Source organism: Shewanella oncorhynchi, from assembly GCF_030848765.1.
GTDB lineage: Bacteria > Pseudomonadota > Gammaproteobacteria > Enterobacterales > Shewanellaceae > Shewanella > Shewanella oncorhynchi.
Map to the genome: position 1 here is coordinate 101,983 of NZ_CP132914.1, position 19,034 is coordinate 121,016.

Below are 19,034 nucleotides of genomic sequence, written 5' to 3' on the forward strand. Positions count from 1 at the left end.
AATTTACAGAACATAGCGTAGGCGCAGCGCCGTTTGTTCAACAGGGGATAACGCGAGCCACTGTTCTCGGATTTCCACGGCTTCCTGCGGATAGTCGGTAATGAGCACATCGGCTCCCAGCGCCAACATGCGCAGCATTTGCCGTGGATTATTTACTGTCCATACATGCACTTGCTTATCTCCTTTGTGTGCACGGGCGATAAATTTTTCGTTAGTAATCGATTGATTGACCGCTAAGAATTGTGTATTCGCCTTAATGGGATCGCCAATGGATTGAGTTACGATAAGGCCAGTGTGAATGGAAGGGTCGAGTCGTTGCACTTCTTCAATGGCTCTTGCTTCGAGTGATGTAATGACGACTTGTTGTGTCATTTTCTCTTGTTGCAATAAGGCGACAACGGCCTGTGCCAAGCTGGGATCGGCTTGATTATATTTAAGCTCAATGTTCAAACCGATTTTGTTGCGTGCCTCATTAAGCATCTCTAGTAGTGTTGGTACGGATTCACCTGCAAAGGCGGCACTGTGCCAACTCCCCGCATCAAGTTGTTGTATTTCACTCGCACTGAGGTTGGCAACTCGCCTAGAATCGCCCGCTATGCGCATTAAATCAGCATCGTGCAATACCATTAAGGTGCCATCGGATGCCGTTTGCACATCGATTTCGGCATAATCCGCCTTTTCTGCAATCGCTAAACGCAAAGCCGCAAGGGTATTTTCTGGTGCCCTAGCAGCGCCAGCACGGTGGGCAGTAATCAGGATGTCATCCCTTTGTGGTTCACTATTGAGGGCATATACCCCTAACCCCAACATGATTAAAAAAGTGCCGATCAACACCCCGCTTATCGTATAAATCGACAGTTCAGACGTTCTTTTTACCGTTTGTCGCCCAAGGCGTTCTAACCCTGCGGGTTTTTCTCCCAGTTGGCGGTATAACAGCAAGATGATAAAGGCTTCCCCAAACATTCCGAGTAAGGACCATGCCGCGCTGAGCATAAAAATCAGTGCAGAGACGAGGGCCAATATGGCTAATTCTGTCGAAAGTGTCAGCGTAACCCTATCGAGTAAGCTATCGGTTCCCCAGGAGATCAGCAGTATTAAGGGATACGCCAAAGCACCTATCCTCAACCACCAACCCGCAGCGTGCCACATAATCGGGCGTTCATTGCCTACGCTTAATTGCCAGCTGCGTTTGAGTGCCGTCAAAGCATCGGTCGTTTCACTCACAATAATCGTCAGTGAAAAGGCCGCTTTGGCCCACAGATATAAGGCAACAAGGACATAGATTATCGCTAAGAAGGCCATACTCGTTAAGGCGAGATACCAGTCTATGGGCTTGAAATACAAGTAGTAATTAATATCGTGTCCCTGTAGAAACACGCTGAAAATCAGATATCCTAACCCGATAAAAGGTACGCTGAGCAGCAGTAAGCAAGCTGCATAAATGCTACCAAGGCGAATAAATACGGGTAAGCGCGCTGTCGCGAAAATCAGCGCCCGCACTGGGCCAATGGGAATATCGTATAACCCAGATGCTGCGAGAATCGTGACTCCAGCACGTTGGGTAAAAAACACAGTAAAGCTGCTGAATAGAGTAATGACCATAAACAGCAAGCCATAGGGAGACATGGCGAAGGCGATTAAGTCGTAATTGGTGATGGTGACATTGCCCGTTTTGGCAATCAGATGGCGCAGTAGCCAGCCAAAAGGCGGGACGATAATACCCGCCGACACTAAGGTGAATAACAGTTCAAATTCAATGAGTTTTCTACCGCAGCGACGAATGGCTTTAAGCGTGTCATGCCAGTAACTGTGTTCAGGATTGAGCATGCAGCTTCCTTAATCGTGCGAGTTTAGGACTGTAATTTAGCAGCGTTTCTGGTTGACGGTTAGTCATTCGTGCAATGTTTTAGATATGGGCAAGCCGTTAAAGTCTTCTTCTCAATGATTTTACAGAAGACCTATGGGTACTTGATTACATTCGACAATGATTAACAGTGCTGCGTGATTGTGAGTGGCTAATTAAAGTACAGGCTTAGCTGCATGGACTCAGCCATTACCTTTGCCAATATTTCGTTGATTCATAAAGTGGGCTAATTGTGCCGCATCGGCATTGGAGCTGGCACTTAAGCCGTTGAACACACCCTGTTGATCGCTAATGGATCTATGCTGGCCGAGCTTTTCCTTCGCTTGAATCTCATCAATCACAATCTTAAAACCGACTATAGCTTGGCGCAGCTTTTGCTGATACTCATCCGGTATAATTTGTTTATCTTGTAATAGCTTGGGCTCGTACTTCGCCACTAGCTTGTCCAACATGTCTTGAGTTTCAGCATCACTCAGCAGGCTTGCTACACCATAACAATGCACCGCCGCATAATTCCATGTAGGCACTGCAGGTTTAGCGTCATACCAAGTTGGGGAAATGTAAGCGTGTGCACCACTGAAAACCACTAATACCCGCTGTTTTTCAAGCTCTTGCCAGTGTGAGTTTGCTCGCGAAACATGGCTGTACAACACGCCTTTTTCTCCCACAGTAGCATCGAGTACAAAGGGAATATGGGTCGCATTCAGTGAACTCGAAACCAGTAAACCAAAGCTGTTTTGCGTGATAAAAGCTGTGATGGCCTGCTGATCTGTCATCGCCATATTCTTAGGGGTATACATTGTCATCCTTGGGTTTCAACATGACTGAAGCGTTATATTACAAGGAAAAAGTTGGGAGTCGATAAAGGATTTTAATACGTCAAAATTTAATTATGAACAGACGAATTATTGATGATGTATAACGTATATTTTAAATTAAAGGTTTAATTATCTTGTAAAATGGTTTTGATTTAATAATTTTACCTTCTTGAATTAGTTCGTTAATGATTCTTCGATATGACCGTGTTGTAATTCCTAGTCTCTTTGCGCCTAAAGTAGAAGATATTTTAAACTGCTCTTCGTTAGCTAAGTTTCTCGCTTCTAATATTTGGTTGATAATGCTGACTTTTGTCGATTGTGTTAAGTTACTAATGAGCTCATGCATATTTCGATTATACCTTTTAGTTATTAGGGAGGTAATGTACATAAGCATGCTAGCATTATTATCTACTATTTTTATAAAGTTAGCCTTAGATATCCTGTAAAGCACTCCTGATTTATTTGACCTAATGTTAAATAAAGAATGGTTGTTCTCTTGGAAGAATTCCATTTCGCCTAAAAAACCAGTGTAGTTACTTTCTACTTTAAGAATAAACTCATTTCCACTCGAGTTTAAATAAGATACCGTCAAGCTAGCATCCTCGCAAAATATAAGCTCTAAAACTTGCTTTGATTGCCTAAGTAAGTAGATGTTTTTGTCATACTTAATCTCTGCGATCCCAATAGCTTTAATAATAGCAGCAATATCTTCCATAAGTCGTTGTTATACAGTTAGTCGCAAATCATATTTCTTTATTATACTCTTGCGGTATTTAATGGCAATCTTAGCTTGTATTTTGTAAGTCAAGGATATGTGGCATGCAGGCATATGAAGAGTTAGCTTATTTCAGGACGAGACACTTTATATTTAAGTTGTAGTACTAAATATTGTAGACTGCTGATATTTTTTATTTAGTTTTTAATTTTAAGTTGATAAGTGACTAACCTTTAGTCACTTATCCGTTTTTATTATATTTGAATTGCTGTTTCCAATGCTACCTTTACCATTTCGTGCAGATCGGTTCTGCGTTCATCAGCGGTTAAATATTCATGACGAGTAATATGATCTGTGACTGTGCATAGTGCAAGCGCGCGGCATTGATGTTCAGCAGCAAGAGTATAAAGTGCATTGACTTCCATCTCGACACCTAGCACACCATATTTTGCCATTACAGTGTAATCGTTTTCATTGGGGCGATAAAATAGATCCGATGAAAATACATTACCTACTTTAAATGTAACCGTCGTTGTTTTTAACACTTCATAACACGCTTGTAATAGTTCGAAGTTTGCGATGGCGGCAAGGTCATGATCTAAAAATCGAATTCGATTTGTTTTAGAGTCAGTTGAAGCGCCCATAGCCACAATCAAATCTTTTAAGTGGATATTATCTGATATCGCACCGCAGCTACCGACTCTAATAAAGTTTTTCACGCCAAAGGTTGTCATGAGTTCATGAAAGTAGATAGAGGCAGAAGGAGCCCCCATACCATGACCCATAACAGAAATTGCTTTAGACTTATATTTACCTGTAAAACCTAACATTCCGCGAATATTCGTGACTTCTCTAACGTCTTCTAAATAGGTTTCCACAATGAGCTTTGCTCGCAATGGATCGCCTGACATGATAATGGTTTCTGCAAAATCACCTGGATTTGCATTGATATGTGGAGTCGACATGTTTCACCTCAAAATTTATATTAAAGACACTAGGCCGCCAGCAATCGTGCCGGACATTAAATTAGCTAAAATGGCTGCCAAAAGAACTTTTGGACCAATTTGAGAGATAATTTCTCTTTTATCTGGGCACATAGCAGCGATGCCACCGACGACCATGGCAAGTGAGCCAATATTGGCAAATCCACACAGACTGAACACGACAATTGCCTGTGTTTTATCTGACAGGGTGCTGGAGATTTCTAAAAAATGGATGTAAGCAACAAACTCATTAATGGCAATCTTTTGGCCAATGATTGAACCTGCTTGTATTGCCTCTGACCAAGGAACCCCCATCAAAAATGCCAGTGGTGCAAGGAGATAACCAATGATCATTTCTAGCGTAAGATTATCAATACTGAACAAATGACCAAAACTACCAATGAGTCCGTTTAATAAGGCGATAAGCGCTACAAACGACACTAATAACGCGGTAACAGTGATGACTTGGTTCATCCCCATTAACGAACCATCGGTAATGGCTTCGAGTAAACCTTTAGGCTGCTCTGCCGCATCAATTTCGATTTCATTTTTGACTAAATGTTGTTCTGTTTGCGGACACAGTAACTTGGCAAATAACAGACCCGCTGGCGCGGTCATGAAACAGGCTGTGAGAATATATTTAGGATCAATACCCAGGTTGATGTAGCCCACCATAGTACCACCGGCAACACTGGCTAATCCTCCCGTCATCACGGCAAATAATTCTGAACGTGTCATGTTTTTTACGAGTGGACGCACCATCGAAGGTGCCTCAATCGGACCGACGAAGATATTGGCCGTTGCTGAGAGTGATTCCGCTTTACTGGTTCCTAATACTTTGGCAAGCGCGCCACCAATGATATTGATGACAAACTGCATTACCTTTAAATAGTAGAGAACTGAGATTAACGCAGAGATGAATATCACAACACATAGGACGTTAATCACGAAAACGAAACCCACTTTATAATTGGCTAAGTCGCCAAAAACAAAGCTTAAACCCGCATTGGAGAAAGCGATAACGCTGTTGACGCCACTACTCATGGCTTCAATAATAGTGACACCTACCGGTACAAACATTACAAATGCACCCAGTAGAATTTGCAGTGTTAATGCGCCTCCAACCGTTTTAAATTTTACATGGCGTTTATTCTCAGAGAATAAATAACCAATCAAGATCAGAACAGCAACACCGATACAGCTCATTAGTGTAGACATAGGTTAATCCATCATTTTTTGTAGAAGATCATTTTTGTTGTAGATGAATCATTGAGGATTTTTTTTATAAAAAAACGGACATTTTTCCGATTTAATCATAAAAATGTGCTTATTTGCTGCATATCACATAGGGGTGTGCAAGCTTTGCCTTAAATATTAATCGGCATGTCATCATCTCTATTTTGTTAAATGCCCCTTTATAGTTGATATAGTCAATCAAAATCGATATTGTTGACACAGTCAACTATATCGTGAGCCTTCTATGTCGTCATTGTCACTCAGTGAAACTTTGCACAGATTAGTGCATGCCTACAAAAAGCAATTGCGTAGTGATATTGCTGCACAAGAGATTGATTTACCTGTCACTCATATCCGTGCCTTGAAGGGGGTTTGTCGTAATCCTGAATCGACGGCCCAGTCTATCGCCCTGCGTATGCAGCGGGATAAAGCACAAATTACCCGTGTTCTTAATGAGCTACAGCAGAGCGGGTTGATCACTAAAATCGATAACCCTAAGGATGGCCGCAGCCAGTTACTGCGACCCACGGCTGAGGGGGAAAAGATCATGACTCAGATCAATGCCTCAGAACGTAAAACCGTGGCGCGCATGACGCAGGCGCTCAGTTCAGATGAAGTCGATACTTTTATTAAACTTGCCAATCGGATCAGTAAAAGTGTGGATGATGCCGCTGCCGCTAAAAGTGAAACTGATTGCCTTACTCAAAAAAGACCATCTAGTAAGCCAAAAGATACGGCTGTAAAAGGAGCCATTGAGTTGCGCTTAACGGCAGAAAACGCAATAGGAGAAAATCATAATGAATAAACCTGCACCACGTGAGCTAGAAGTGATCCGCTCGACTTATATTACTCCGCATATGTTACGCATCACCTTAGGCGGTGCGGGATTGGCTGGATTTCCTGCCGATCAAGAGAGTGCCTATATCAAGTTGTTATTCCCACAAGCGGGTGAGCGTCCATTAATGCGAACTTACACTATCCGTCAGCAACGCGATGATGAAATCGATGTGGATTTTGTGCTGCACGATACTGACGGCCCCGCATCGAGTTGGGCGAAAACGGCGCAGGTGGGCGAACTCATTCAAATTGGTGGCCCCGGACTTAAAAAACTGATCAATTTTGAAGCGGATTGGTTTTTACTCGCAGGTGATATGACAGCCTTACCCGCCATTAGCGTGAATCTGGCAAAATTGCCAAACAATGCCGTGGGTTACGCTGTGATAGAAGTGCTAAGTGAAGCAGATATTCAACCTTTAGTGCATCCTGAACATGTCGAGCTGCATTGGGTGATCAATCCTGAAGCCGATCCCGAAGGCCGTCCTTTGGTCGAGCGAATTGCCCAATTACCTAGGCTTGCTGGCGAGCCAGCCGTATGGATTGCCTGTGAATTTAATAGCATGCGCGCGTTAAGAAGGCACTTTAAGCAAGCGCATTCATTGCCTAAAAGTCATTTTTATACCTCGAGCTATTGGAAAATTGGTTGTAATGAGGGCGAGCATAAGCTGGTAAAACAAGAAGATGAACAGTTAGAAAATGGGGCCAGTGCTTAAATCCAGATAAGATCGCCAAGTTTGATTTAGCGACCTTATCTAACCTTTCGCTTATGCCGTTTTTGCTGCTGACGCACCTATTATTGACGCACCTATTATTGATGTACTTAGGCTACTGGTGAACTAACTTGCCATTCTTCACTACATCTTTGCAGGGATTGACGCCGTAGGAATAGGCCAACTGCGCAGGTGTGGCGATATCCCACAGACAAAAATCGGCTTGTTTGCCAACGACTAAGCTGCCAACCGTGTCTTCAATTCCGAGTGCTTTGGCGGCATTTAAGGTGAGTCCTGTTAGGGCTTCTTCTGGCGTTAAACGGAACAAGGTGCAGCCCATATTCAGCATCAACAGGGTTGAGCAAATGGGGGATGAACCTGGGTTGAAATCGCTGGCGAGCACCATAGGTACGCCGTATTGGCGCAGTAAATCGATAGGTGGTTTTTGGGTTTCCCGCAAAAAGTAAAAGGCGCCCGGCAGTAGTACGGCGCAGGTGCCGCTTTCACTTAAGGCTTTTACGCCTGTCTCATCTAAATATTCGATATGATCTACAGACTTAGCACCAAGACGTGCTGCCAGTGCACTGCCACCCATATTAGTTAACTGCTCGGCATGGAGCTTAATCTCTAAGCCCGCCGCTTTGGCTGCGCAGAGTACCCGTTCGGTTTGCTCAAGGTTAAAGGCGATATTCTCGCAGAACACATCTACCGCATCGGCGAGGTTTTCGGCGATCACTGCGGGCAGCATCTTATTGATAATTAAGTCGACGTAGCCGTCGCTATTGTCTTTATATTCTGGCGGAATTGCATGGGCGCCAAGGAATGTGGTCTTCACATCTACGTGGTGATGCTTGCCGAGCTCGCGGGCGACACGCAGGATTTTCAATTCAGTTTCAGTATCTAAGCCGTAACCTGATTTGATCTCAACCGTAGTCACCCCTTCTTTGGCGAGCGCGTTTAAGCGCTGGCGGCCGAGTTCAAATAATTCTGCTTCATCTGCTTCGCGGCAGGCTTTAACGGTCGAAATAATGCCGCCACCTGAGCGGGCAATTTCTTCGTAACTCGCGCCTTGTAGGCGTAACTCAAATTCATTGGCGCGATTACCGGCAAAGATTAAGTGGGTGTGGGCATCAATCAATCCTGGGGTGATCCAGCCGCCTTTGCCTCTGTAAACAGGAATGGACAACACATCGAAGGCGGGCAGTTCGCTGCGGGGGCCAAGCCAAGCAATTTTGCCATCTTTAACTGCGATAGCCGCATTGGTGATCGCGCCATAAGGTGCTGATATGGAAGGGTCCATTGTGGCTAAGTTAACGTCAATCCAAACCTGATCCCAAGACATGTATTCCCCTCGCTGTGCTGGCAGATGTTAACCAAGTGATTAACGGTTTATTAAATTTATGTGAGCTAGCTTGTATTTACTTGTATATACAAGCTAGGATTGTAGCCGCTATTTTCACCGTTTGAAAGTGGCATGACAGACCCGTGTCTTTGTCGCCTTCGTCTGTGCCCCTTTAGCAAGCATGACTTTCGCAAGGGCACAGGAACAAGAAGCTGAATTTAAGAGGATGTGTTTTGGCTATTCCTAAGTTTGCAGAAATTAAGCAATACATTATCTCCTCTATCGAATCTGGCGAGTGGGAAGAAAACGCCCGCGTGCCTTCCGAGAATCAGCTGGCCGACTTGTTTACCTGCAGTCGAATGACGGCGCGACGTGCGTTAACCGAACTGACGGATAGCGGTGTGCTTGAGCGTTCTCAAGGGCTAGGCACCTTTGTCGCAGGGTGTAAATCCCAGTCGTCTATGTTGGCGATCCGCAATATTGCCGATGAGATAAAAGACCGTGGCCACGGCTATAGCGTGCAGCAATGGGTGTTAGAACAAGTCGTGGCGAGTACGAGTGTCGCAATTTCCCTTGGACTTGAGTACGGTGCGACAGTCTTCCATTCGATCTTAGTGCATTGCGAGCAGGGCTTACCATTGCAAGTCGAAGAGCGTTATGTGAATCCCGAGTTGGTGCCCGATTATTTATGGCAGGATTTTACCCAGCAGACACCCCACGAATATTTGTCCCAAGTGGCACCGCTGACCGAGGCGCATCACACGATTGAAGCGATTATCGCCAGTGAAGAATTACGGCAAAGGCTCGAAATCCCCGCCACTGAGCCCTGTCTACAGATTTTACGCCGCACTTGGTCACGCCAAGGCGTCGTGAGTTTCGCAAAATTAGTTCACCCAGGTAGCCGCTTTAAACTCGGCGGCCACTTAACCTTTAGCAAGTAACGCCAGTGGCGTTATTAACAATGTAAATCAGTAACTTTGATAGCTGTACCCTTATAAGTTAAAAGATAAAAACACAATAAAAACAATAGTGCTAACCCGTATTAGCGACTTAGCGAATACGAGTTAGCACCACAGGTTGAAAGAGGAAAATTCAATGGATAAGCGCCACGACCCAAGCCGCCGCATTATTGCACCGCATGGCACACAATTAAGCTGTAAAAGCTGGCTCACAGAAGCGCCAATGCGTATGTTAATGAACAACTTACATCCCGATGTCGCCGAGCGCCCAGAAGACTTAGTCGTCTATGGTGGTATTGGCCGCGCCGCCCGCGATTGGGACTGTTATGACAAAATCATCGAAGTCTTACAACGCCTCGAAGACGACGAAACCTTATTAGTGCAATCGGGCAAACCTGTGGGCGTATTTCGCACCCATGCGGATGCACCGCGCGTGCTGATTGCTAACTCAAACCTAGTGCCACATTGGGCGAACTGGGAACATTTCAACGAGTTAGATAAGTTAGGTTTGGCCATGTACGGCCAGATGACTGCCGGTTCTTGGATCTATATCGGCACTCAAGGCATAGTCCAAGGCACCTACGAGACCTTTGTGTCGGTCGCGAAACAGCACTTTGAGGGTATCTCTAAAGGCAAGTGGATCCTCACCGGCGGGTTAGGCGGTATGGGCGGCGCACAAACGCTGGCGGGGACTATGGCTGGCTTCTCGGTGTTAGCCTGTGAAGTCGACGAGACCCGCATCGATTTCCGTTTGCGTACTCGCTATGTTGACAAAAAAGCCACTTCGCTCGATGAAGCATTAGCCATGATTGAAGCGGCGAACCAAGCTGGCAAGCCAGTATCCGTGGGCTTACTGGCGAACGCCGCCGATGTGTTTGCTGAATTAGTTAAACGCGGCGTTACCCCAGATGTGGTGACCGACCAAACCTCGGCACATGATCCATTAAACGGTTATCTGCCGCAGGGCTGGACTATGGCTGAGGCCGCCGCCATGCGTAAAACCGACGAAGCGGGCGTAGTGAAAGCGGCGAAAGCTTCGATGGCGGTGCAAGTACAAGCCATGCTCGACCTGCAAACCGCCGGCGCAGCCACCCTCGATTACGGTAACAACATTCGCCAAATGGCGTTTGAAATGGGCGTTGAAAATGCCTTCGATTTCCCAGGTTTTGTACCTGCCTACATTCGTCCGCTGTTCTGTGAAGGCATAGGTCCGTTCCGCTGGGTGGCGTTATCTGGCGATCCCGAAGATATCTACAAAACCGACGCTAAAGTCAAAGAACTGATCCCAGATAACCCACACCTGCACAATTGGTTAGACATGGCGCGTGAGCGTATCGCCTTCCAAGGTCTGCCAGCGCGTATTTGCTGGGTTGGCTTAAAAGATCGCGCTCGCTTGGCGTTAGCTTTCAACGAAATGGTCAAAAATGGCGAGTTGTCGGCGCCCGTGGTAATTGGTCGCGACCACTTAGATTCTGGCTCCGTGGCTAGCCCGAACCGCGAAACCGAATCTATGCTGGACGGCTCAGATGCAGTATCCGATTGGCCATTACTGAACGCACTACTCAACACCGCTAGCGGTGCAACTTGGGTATCTTTGCACCACGGCGGCGGCGTCGGCATGGGCTTTAGCCAACATTCGGGAGTGGTCATTGTGTGTGACGGCACAGATGCGGCGGCAAAACGGGTTGGCCGTGTGCTGTGGAATGACCCAGCGACAGGCGTGATGCGACATGCTGATGCGGGCTACGAGATTGCGAAAAACTGCGCCAAGGAGGAGGGCCTCGATTTACCTATGCAAGACTAGCAGATGCTAACGACTCAATAACAATAATAACTAAAAGCTTGGAGCTAAAAATATGAAATCTGTGAATCACTTAGTGTTAACGCCGGGCAGCTTGAGCCTAGCGCAATTGCGCGAAATCAGCCGTCATAAGTTGACACTGGAACTCGCACCAGAGGCCATTACTGATATCAACACCAGTGCGCAAATCGTGCAGAAAGTGTTGGATGAAGGCCGTACCGTTTATGGCATCAACACGGGCTTTGGCTTGTTGGCCAATACCAAGATAGCGCCCGAAGATCTGCAATTGCTGCAACGTTCTATCGTGTTGTCACATGCCGCAGGTACAGGTCAATACATGCAAGATGCCACAGTGCGTTTGATGATGGTTTTAAAAATCAATTCATTAAGTCGTGGTTTTTCAGGCATTCGTTTAGAAGTGATTAACTTCTTAATCAGTTTAGTGAACGCCGAAGTCTATCCCTGCGTGCCAGAAAAAGGCTCTGTTGGCGCCTCGGGTGACTTAGCGCCACTGGCGCACATGTGTTTGCCTATGCTGGGTGAAGGCGAAATGAGCTATCGAGGCGAGTTAATTTCTGCCGCCGAAGGTTTAGAAATCGCTGGCCTTAAGCCAATCGATTTGGCGGCCAAAGAAGGGTTAGCTTTGCTTAACGGCACGCAAGCGTCGACAGCGCTGGCACTGGAAGGGTTATTCCACGCCGAAGACTTGTTTGCGGCGAGTTCAGTGATCGGTGCCATGAGCGTCGAAGCAGCTATGGGCAGCCGTAGCCCGTTTGATCCTCGCATCCATGCGGCGCGTGGTCAGAAAGGTCAAATCGATTCGGCCATGGTCTTCCGTCATCTACTGGGTGAAGAGTCTGAGATAAGCTTAAGTCACGCTAATTGTGAAAAGGTGCAAGATCCTTACTCACTGCGCTGTCAGCCACAGGTGCTGGGGGCTTGCTTGACCCAAATTCGTCACGCGGCCGATGTGTTAGGCACAGAGGCCAATGGCGTAACCGATAACCCACTGGTGTTCCAAGATACAGGCGATATCATTTCTGGCGGTAACTTCCACGCCGAACCCGTGGCTATGGCGGCGGATAATCTGGCGATTGCGATTGCTGAACTGGGCTCCATTGCCGAGCGTCGTATTGCGTTATTGATCGATTCTAGCCTATCTAAACTGCCGCCATTTTTGGTAAAAAACGGCGGGGTGAACTCGGGCTTTATGATCGCCCAAGTGACGGCGGCGGCATTGGCGTCTGAGAACAAGACCTACGCTCATCCGGCATCAGTTGACAGCTTGCCAACATCGGCTAACCAAGAAGACCATGTTTCTATGGCGACTTTTGCTGCCCGCCGCTTGCGCGATATGAGCGAAAATACCCGTGGTGTACTGGCAATTGAATTGTTAGCGGCGGCTCAGGGTTTAGATTTTCGCGCTCCTTTAGCCCCAAGTGCTGCAGTGGCTAAGGCTAAAGCCGAATTGCGTGAAGTCGTCGCTTATTACGATAAAGACAGATACTTCGCGCCAGATATCGAAGCCGCAACAGATTTGTTGTATACAGCGAGCTTTAACACTTATCTGCCAGCAGGAACGCTAGCCAGCTTTTAGGCGTTTGTTTTAGTTTAATGGCTGAACAGGTGTTTACTCCGCGGGAATAGGCTGCACTGAGGCGCTTTTGTTATCGCGCCCAGATTTTGCGCCTCAATGTGCTAAAAATAAGCGTTAAAAGGCAAAATTTAAGGTGCAGGCAGATTGCTTGTGCCTTTTTCTTTGGTTTTTATCTGCTTTTCCTCGATCTTTGTCTTTGCCATTTTGGTGTGTTTAACACCGCAGACTCTGCACTTTTTGCCCTAATCTTTACATTGTCAGTTTTTGTGGCTGTCTATCCATCTAGAAACCGTTACCTTTGTGTTTTTATCCGCCATCATTATGCATATTTGAATGCATATAATCATTTTTAATAACCATAACTCTATGATGTGGGATAATATGGGGTTGTCATGTTGGACAAATTGTCTTTTGTGGTTTATTGGTTTTTAATTCCTTAAATTGTGCTTTTATTATCATTTATTGGTTTTTGGTGCTTTATTTGAAATTTTTTTTGGAGTTAAGTTCTGTGGTTGTTTATTTGAGATCTTGATCTCATGTCATTATTTGTTATCTATTTCTTCTTTGGGGATAATCTTAAATTAAGTGTGGTCTTTAGTAGGACTCACTCAATCGGTTGCCATTTTTACCACAGCAACCACTAGACTCATAACGACAAGAGTGTGAGAGGACGCAATGAACAGACGCCAGTTTTTTAGACTGTGTGCTGCCGGAGCTGCCACCTCAGCAATTTCAGCGTTGGGATTGATGTCCGAAAAGGCCTATGCGGCCGTTCGAGAATTCAAACTCATTAGCGCGAAAGAAACCCGCAATAACTGCTGCTATTGCTCAGTGGGTTGCGGATTGCTGATGTACAGCAAAGGAAGTAACGGCAAAAACGCCGAACAAAGTATTTTCCATATCGAAGGGGATGCAGACCATCCAGTCAACCGCGGGGCCTTGTGTCCTAAGGGTGCTGGTCTAGTGGATTATGTGAATAGCCCTAATCGTCTTAAATATCCTGAGTACCGTGCGCCAGGCAGTAATGAATGGACTCGTATCAGCTGGACTGAAGCTTACCAACGCATCGCCCGTCTGATGAAGAATGACCGTGATGCTAACTTGATTGAAAAGAATTCTGCTGGGATGACGGTTAACCGTTGGCTTAGCACTGGAATGATGACCTCGTCGGCGATGCCGAATGAAGGCGGCTATATCACCCAGAAATTTGCACGGGCACTGGGCCTAGTTGCAATCGATACTATTGCGCGTAACTGACACTCTCCAACGGTAGCAAGTCTTGCTCCGACATTTGGACGTGGTGCCATGACCAACCACTGGATCGATATTAAAAACTCTAATTTGATCATTATTATGGGCGGTAATGCTGCAGAGGCTCACCCTGTCGGATTCGGCTGGGTTACAGAAGCTATGCAACATAACAACGCTAAACTTTTGGTGGTCGATCCTCGCTTCACCCGTAGCGCCGCTGTGGCCGATTACTATGCGCCGATCCGCTCGGGCACAGATATCGCCTTCCTGCTCGGGGTGATCCGCTATCTTATTGAAACTAAACAAGTGAACTACGACTATGTGAAGGCTTATACCAATGCCAGTTACATAGTGCGCGAAGACTTCTCTTTTAGTGAAGGTCTGTTCAGCGGTTTCGATGAAGAAACAGATAGCTACAATAAAGAGTCTTGGTACTACGAGTTAGACGAACAGGGTTACGCGAAAATCGATCCTAGCTTCGAACATCCACGCTGTGTGTGGAACTTAATGAAGCAACATGTAGAACGCTATGACTTTGAAACAGTAAGCAATATTACCGGTACGCCGATTGCGGACTATGAGATCGTTTGCCAACAAATTGGTAGCACTCATACCCACGATAGAGCCGCGACCTTTATGTATGCCTTAGGTTGGACTCACCACAGTAAAGGGGCGCAGAACATTCGCTCTATGGCTATGGTGCAGTTGCTGCTGGGTAACATTGGGGTGTTGGGCGGTGGTGTTAACGCTCTGCGCGGACACTCGAACGTGCAAGGCGCGACCGATATGGGTTTATTGTGTCAAAGCTTGCCCGGTTACCTCAAGTTGCCGAACGAAAAAGACATTAATCTTAAAACCTATCTCCACAACTATACCCCTGTTGCTCTGCGTCCGGGTCAAACCAACTATTGGCAAAATTACCCTAAATTCTTTGTTTCGCAAATGAAGAGCTTTTGGGGCGATAACGCCACGGTTGAAAATGACTTTGGTTATGACTGGTTGCCGAAATGGGACAAGCAGTACGACTTTACTAAACACTTAGATATGGCTTTCCACGGCGAAGTGAATGGCTACATTATCCAAGGTGTTAACGCCATTAACTCTATGCCAAACCGTAATAAGGTACTCAAAGCCTTGAGTAATCTTAAATACATGGTGGTGTTGGATGCCTTGGCAACGGAAACCGCAACCTTCTGGCAAAATGCCGATGGCTTCAATGAAGTCAATCCCGCTGAAATCATGACGGAAGTGTTCCGTTTACCTACGACATGTTTTGCCGAGGAAGAAGGTTCCATCGTCAACTCTGGCCGTTGGATGCAGTGGCATTGGAAGGGAGCTAACCCGCCGGGTGAAGCCAAGCCAGATGCTGAGATTCTCTCTGGCGTCTTAATGGCAATGCGTGAACTGTATAAACAAGAGGGCGGTAAGCTGCCTGAGCCAGTGCACGCGATGAGCTGGAATTACCACAATCCTCACTCACCGCACGCTGAAGAAATCGCTCGCGAGCTTAACGGTAAGGATCTCGTGACTCAACGTCAGCTCAGTAGTTTTGCTGAACTGAAAGCTGATGGTAGTACCGCCAGCGCCTGTTGGATTTATGCGGGTTCTTGGACCGAAGAAGGCAACTTGATGGCTCGCCGTGACAACCATGATCCTTCCGGTAAAGGTGTTACTCCGGGTTGGGCATTTGCTTGGCCAGCAAACCGTCGTGTGCTGTATAACCGCGCTTCTTGCGATATCAACGGCAAACCTTGGGATCCAAAACGCACTATCGTCGAGTGGGTTGACGGTAAGTGGCACGGTATCGATGTGGGCGACTTCAATATGAAGTTAACACCACAGGAATCCGCTGGCCCCTTCATCATGCAACCCGAAGGTGTGGGTCGTTTCTTTGCCCTTAAATTATTGGCCGAAGGTCCGTTCCCTGAGCACTACGAGCCGATGGAGTCGCCTATTGGGTTGAACCCGTTACACAAGGTCACCAGTAACCCTGCGGTACGTATGTTACCGGGTGTGAAGGAAACCTTAGGTTCCCATAAGGACTTCCCTTATGTGGCAACTACTTACTGTGTAACTGAACACTTTAACTTCTGGTCTACGCATGCTCGTTTAGCTGCGATTTCTATGCCTGAAACCTTCGTCGAAATCGATGAGATGTTAGCGGCAGAAAAAGGTATCGCCAATGGGGATTGGGTCACTGTCAGCTCTAAACGCGGCAGCATTGAAACCAAAGCTTTAGTGACTAAACGGCTACAGCCGTTAAAGGTAAATGGCCAGTTAGTCCATACCGTCGGGTTACCCCGTCACGGCAGCCATAATGCACTCACTCGTAAGAGTTACTCCTGTAACGTACTCACCACGGAAGTGGGGGATGCAAATACACAGGTGCCTGAGTTCAAAGCATTTTTGGTTAACATCACTAAAGCGGAGGGGATCTGATTATGGCATCACAAGACATTATCCGCCGCTCCGGTACTTCAGCGGTGACGCCTGCGGCAAAGGGGCGTAATTCGTCAGAAAAGGTCGCTAAGCTGTTCGACGCCACTAAGTGTAATGGCTGTAAAGCCTGCCAAGTGGCGTGTTCTGAGTGGAATGATTTACGGGAAGAGGTGGGTACTTTCCAAGGCAGTTACCAAAACCCTATGTCGCTATCGGGCCAATGTTGGACCCTGATGGAGTTCCATGAGGTGATGGAAAGCAACAAGCTGCGTTGGCAATTTACCCACTCGGCCTGTATGCACTGTGCTGACCCTGCCTGCTTAACGGCCTGTTCGACCTCTGGCGCGATTATCCAGCACGCCAATGGTGTGGTGGACTTCGATTCGGACAAATGTATCGGCTGCGGTTATTGCGCCAGTGCTTGTCCCTTTGATGTGCCCAAAATCGATCCTAAGGATAACAAGGCCTACAAGTGCACTATGTGCTCTGACCGTTTGGCTGTGGGATTGGAACCTTCCTGCGTTAAGTCCTGTACCACAGGGGCGCTGCGTTTTGGCACCCGTGAGGACATGTTGTTCTACTCGCAAAAACGGGTCGAAGAACTGAAGGAAAAGGGCTTTGCTAAGGCAGGACTTTATAACCCTGAGGGCGTAGGTGGTACGGGTATGATGATGATATTGCACGATATCGATCAGCCCGAAAGCTACAACATGCCTGATAACCCGCAGATCCCACTGTCACTCACTCTGTGGCAGGACTGGGTCAAACCTTTAGGCACTATGGGCATTCTTGCCACTGCCGCCGTCGCTTGTCTGCATAAGATCACCGTCGGTCGCAACATAGTCGAAGAAGACCAACCGGGTTATCAACCGCCAGAGGAAGAGGCTAAGCAGGAAGAGGGGGCCGACAAATGAGCAAGCATGATAAGCAAGAAATGATAGTGCGTCACAAGCTGTTCGATCGCATCTGTCATTGGTTCATTGTGGCGGTTGGCCTAGTGACATTTCTCACTGGCTTTTCCTTCTTCTATCCGTCGTTTCAATGGCTTGGGGCGATAGCGGGCACACCGCAATTGGCGAAGTTTATTCATCCCATTGCGGGCTTGATGATGTGCTTACCTTTGATGTTGATGTTGGTGCGTTACTACAAACACAACAAATGGGAAAAGCACGACCTCGCTTGGATGCTCGCCATTAAGGATGTGATGTTCGAGAACGAGGAGAAAATCCCGCCTATCGGCCATTACAACCCTGGGCAAAAGGTATTGTTTCGCGCCTTCGTGCTGACATCTATCACTTTAACGGTGACGGGAATCATCATGTGGCAGCCTTACTTTGCGCCCTATTTCTCCGCCACTGTGGTGGGTTGGGCCATTCTGTTGCACGCCATTTGTGCGCTCATCATGTTGATTTTTGTGATGGTGCATTTCTGGATGGCGACATGGGTGGAAGGGTCGGTTACAGGCATGCTTTACGGCAAAGTCTCTAAGGCTTGGTGCCGCAAACATCACCCTGTGATGTTGGATGAACATTCGGACGTGGAGAAACATTAATGAGTCATACAGCCGAGATACCTCTGGCCCAAGGCAGCGAATCGCCGCTGGAACTTAAACCGTTAAAAGCGGCAGATCCCCAAGCTGTGTATCACAGAAGGGCGCAGCGTTTGCTGTCATTGGCCAAGGACTCGCCGCTGGCTGACTACTTTGAGCTATGTCGCCGTTTGGTCTCTATACAGGCCAGGTTAGCGCAGGAGGCTGACTTCGGTAAGCTTCTCGCTTGGGGGAAAGATGAGGCGACTCCGCTTTCCCTGTTGGGCTCAGAGGCAGATAGCTATTGGCAAGGACTGCTACAGCAACTGTTAAGTGATTTGTTGCCGCAGGTGGATGAATCCATAGCTCGGGTAGTGCGTTTGTTGATGCAGCAATCACCCGAGCAACTGAGTTCGTGGGGGCGTTCACTACGCCAAGGGCATGTCAGTGAAGTGCCTGCCCGTTTTAGCTTATTCATCTGGGCGGCGATGGGCGTTTATTGGTCGCATTGGGCACCTATGGTCATCAAGCGGATGGATCAGCGCAAGGTGGCGCAGCAGAGTATGTGTCCCGTGTGTGGATGTCATCCAGTGGCGAGTGTGATTGTCGATCAGCCCCGAGCTGGTTTGCGCTACCTGCATTGCAGTCTGTGCGAGAGCGAATGGCATTACATTCGTGCCCATTGCACCAGTTGCGGTCAGGACAAAGAGATGACGATTTGGTCGCTAGATGATGCCAAGGCTCAAGTGCGGATCGAAAGCTGCGATGAATGTCATGGCTATACCAAGATGATGTTCGTCGAAAACTCGCCGTCTATGGATGTGGCGGCAGACGATCTCGCAACCTTGATGTTAGACAGTGAGCTAAATGCTAAGGGCTTTGGGGCAACAACACTGAACCCACTGCTACTGGCCCACGAAACCACGTAAGCCACATAGCTTAAACAAATGCGGG

General features: G+C 47.1%; 15 protein-coding genes. 9 read left to right on the forward strand and 6 right to left on the reverse strand.

All coding sequences use genetic code 11. The features are described 5' to 3' along the window. Positions 1-3 precede the first annotated feature (3 nt). The 5 genes from RA178_RS00480 to RA178_RS00500 all read right to left on the reverse strand — a co-directional run bounded on the left by RA178_RS00480 (position 4) and on the right by RA178_RS00500 (position 5,598). A complete protein-coding gene (locus RA178_RS00480; protein WP_306684077.1) occupies positions 4-1,827 on the reverse strand; it encodes a glycerophosphodiester phosphodiesterase in 1,824 nt (607 codons plus the stop codon). Between the two features lie 219 nt (positions 1,828-2,046). Further along, a complete protein-coding gene (locus tag RA178_RS00485; RefSeq protein WP_306684078.1) occupies positions 2,047-2,664 on the reverse strand; it encodes an FMN-binding negative transcriptional regulator in 618 nt (205 codons plus the stop codon). Between the two features lie 130 nt (positions 2,665-2,794). Next, a complete protein-coding gene (locus RA178_RS00490) occupies positions 2,795-3,397 on the reverse strand; it encodes a Crp/Fnr family transcriptional regulator (RefSeq protein ID WP_306684079.1) in 603 nt (200 codons plus the stop codon). 254 nt (positions 3,398-3,651) lie between these two features. Beyond that, the gene (deoD, locus tag RA178_RS00495) at positions 3,652-4,362 is read right to left on the reverse strand and encodes a purine-nucleoside phosphorylase (protein WP_263169364.1); all 711 of its coding nucleotides are present in this window, start codon (positions 4,360-4,362) and stop codon (positions 3,652-3,654) included. A gap of 15 nt (positions 4,363-4,377) precedes the next feature. Then, a complete protein-coding gene (locus RA178_RS00500) occupies positions 4,378-5,598 on the reverse strand; it encodes a NupC/NupG family nucleoside CNT transporter (RefSeq protein WP_263169363.1) in 1,221 nt (406 codons plus the stop codon). 262 nt (positions 5,599-5,860) lie between these two features. On the opposite strand from RA178_RS00500, the gene RA178_RS00505 reads away from it, so the two are divergent. Continuing rightward, on the forward strand, positions 5,861-6,421 hold the full coding sequence (locus tag RA178_RS00505; protein ID WP_105250938.1) for a MarR family winged helix-turn-helix transcriptional regulator: 561 nt from the start codon (positions 5,861-5,863) through the stop codon (positions 6,419-6,421). Next, positions 6,414-7,166 (forward strand): siderophore-interacting protein, encoded by a 753-nt coding sequence (locus tag RA178_RS00510; RefSeq protein WP_306684082.1) that lies wholly within the window; start codon positions 6,414-6,416, stop codon positions 7,164-7,166. The genes RA178_RS00505 and RA178_RS00510 overlap by 8 nt, the downstream gene beginning before the upstream one ends. 112 nt (positions 7,167-7,278) lie before the next feature. On the opposite strand, the gene hutI is transcribed toward RA178_RS00510, so the two are convergent. Continuing rightward, entirely contained in the window at positions 7,279-8,505 is a 1,227-nt protein-coding gene (gene hutI, locus RA178_RS00515; protein WP_306684084.1) for an imidazolonepropionase, read from the reverse strand. 233 nt (positions 8,506-8,738) lie between these two features. Here hutI and hutC point away from each other — a divergent pair, with 233 nt between their 5' ends. The 7 genes from hutC to fdhE all read left to right on the forward strand — a co-directional run bounded on the left by hutC (position 8,739) and on the right by fdhE (position 19,009). After that, positions 8,739-9,446 (forward strand): histidine utilization transcriptional repressor HutC, encoded by a 708-nt coding sequence (hutC, locus tag RA178_RS00520; RefSeq protein WP_306684085.1) that lies wholly within the window; start codon positions 8,739-8,741, stop codon positions 9,444-9,446. A 154-nt stretch (positions 9,447-9,600) separates the two neighbouring features. Continuing rightward, a complete protein-coding gene (gene hutU, locus RA178_RS00525) occupies positions 9,601-11,268 on the forward strand; it encodes a urocanate hydratase (protein ID WP_306684086.1) in 1,668 nt (555 codons plus the stop codon). A gap of 52 nt (positions 11,269-11,320) precedes the next feature. Then, positions 11,321-12,862 (forward strand): histidine ammonia-lyase, encoded by a 1,542-nt coding sequence (gene hutH / locus RA178_RS00530; RefSeq protein ID WP_173242519.1) that lies wholly within the window; start codon positions 11,321-11,323, stop codon positions 12,860-12,862. 675 nt (positions 12,863-13,537) lie between these two features. Further along, positions 13,538-16,552: a formate dehydrogenase-N subunit alpha gene (fdnG, locus tag RA178_RS00535; protein WP_173496974.1), complete on the forward strand. Its 3,015-nt coding sequence runs from the start codon at positions 13,538-13,540 to the stop codon at positions 16,550-16,552. Positions 16,553-16,554: 2 nt separating this feature from the next. After that, entirely contained in the window at positions 16,555-17,466 is a 912-nt protein-coding gene (gene fdxH / locus RA178_RS00540) for a formate dehydrogenase subunit beta (RefSeq protein WP_275956790.1), read from the forward strand. Next, entirely contained in the window at positions 17,463-18,104 is a 642-nt protein-coding gene (locus tag RA178_RS00545) for a formate dehydrogenase subunit gamma (protein WP_011982054.1), read from the forward strand. The genes fdxH and RA178_RS00545 overlap by 4 nt, the downstream gene beginning before the upstream one ends. Beyond that, positions 18,104-19,009, forward strand: coding sequence for a formate dehydrogenase accessory protein FdhE (fdhE, locus tag RA178_RS00550; RefSeq protein ID WP_168826884.1), 906 nt, complete (start codon positions 18,104-18,106; stop codon positions 19,007-19,009). Before RA178_RS00545 ends, fdhE begins: the two co-directional genes overlap by 1 nt. The last annotated feature ends 25 nt before the right edge of the window (positions 19,010-19,034 follow it).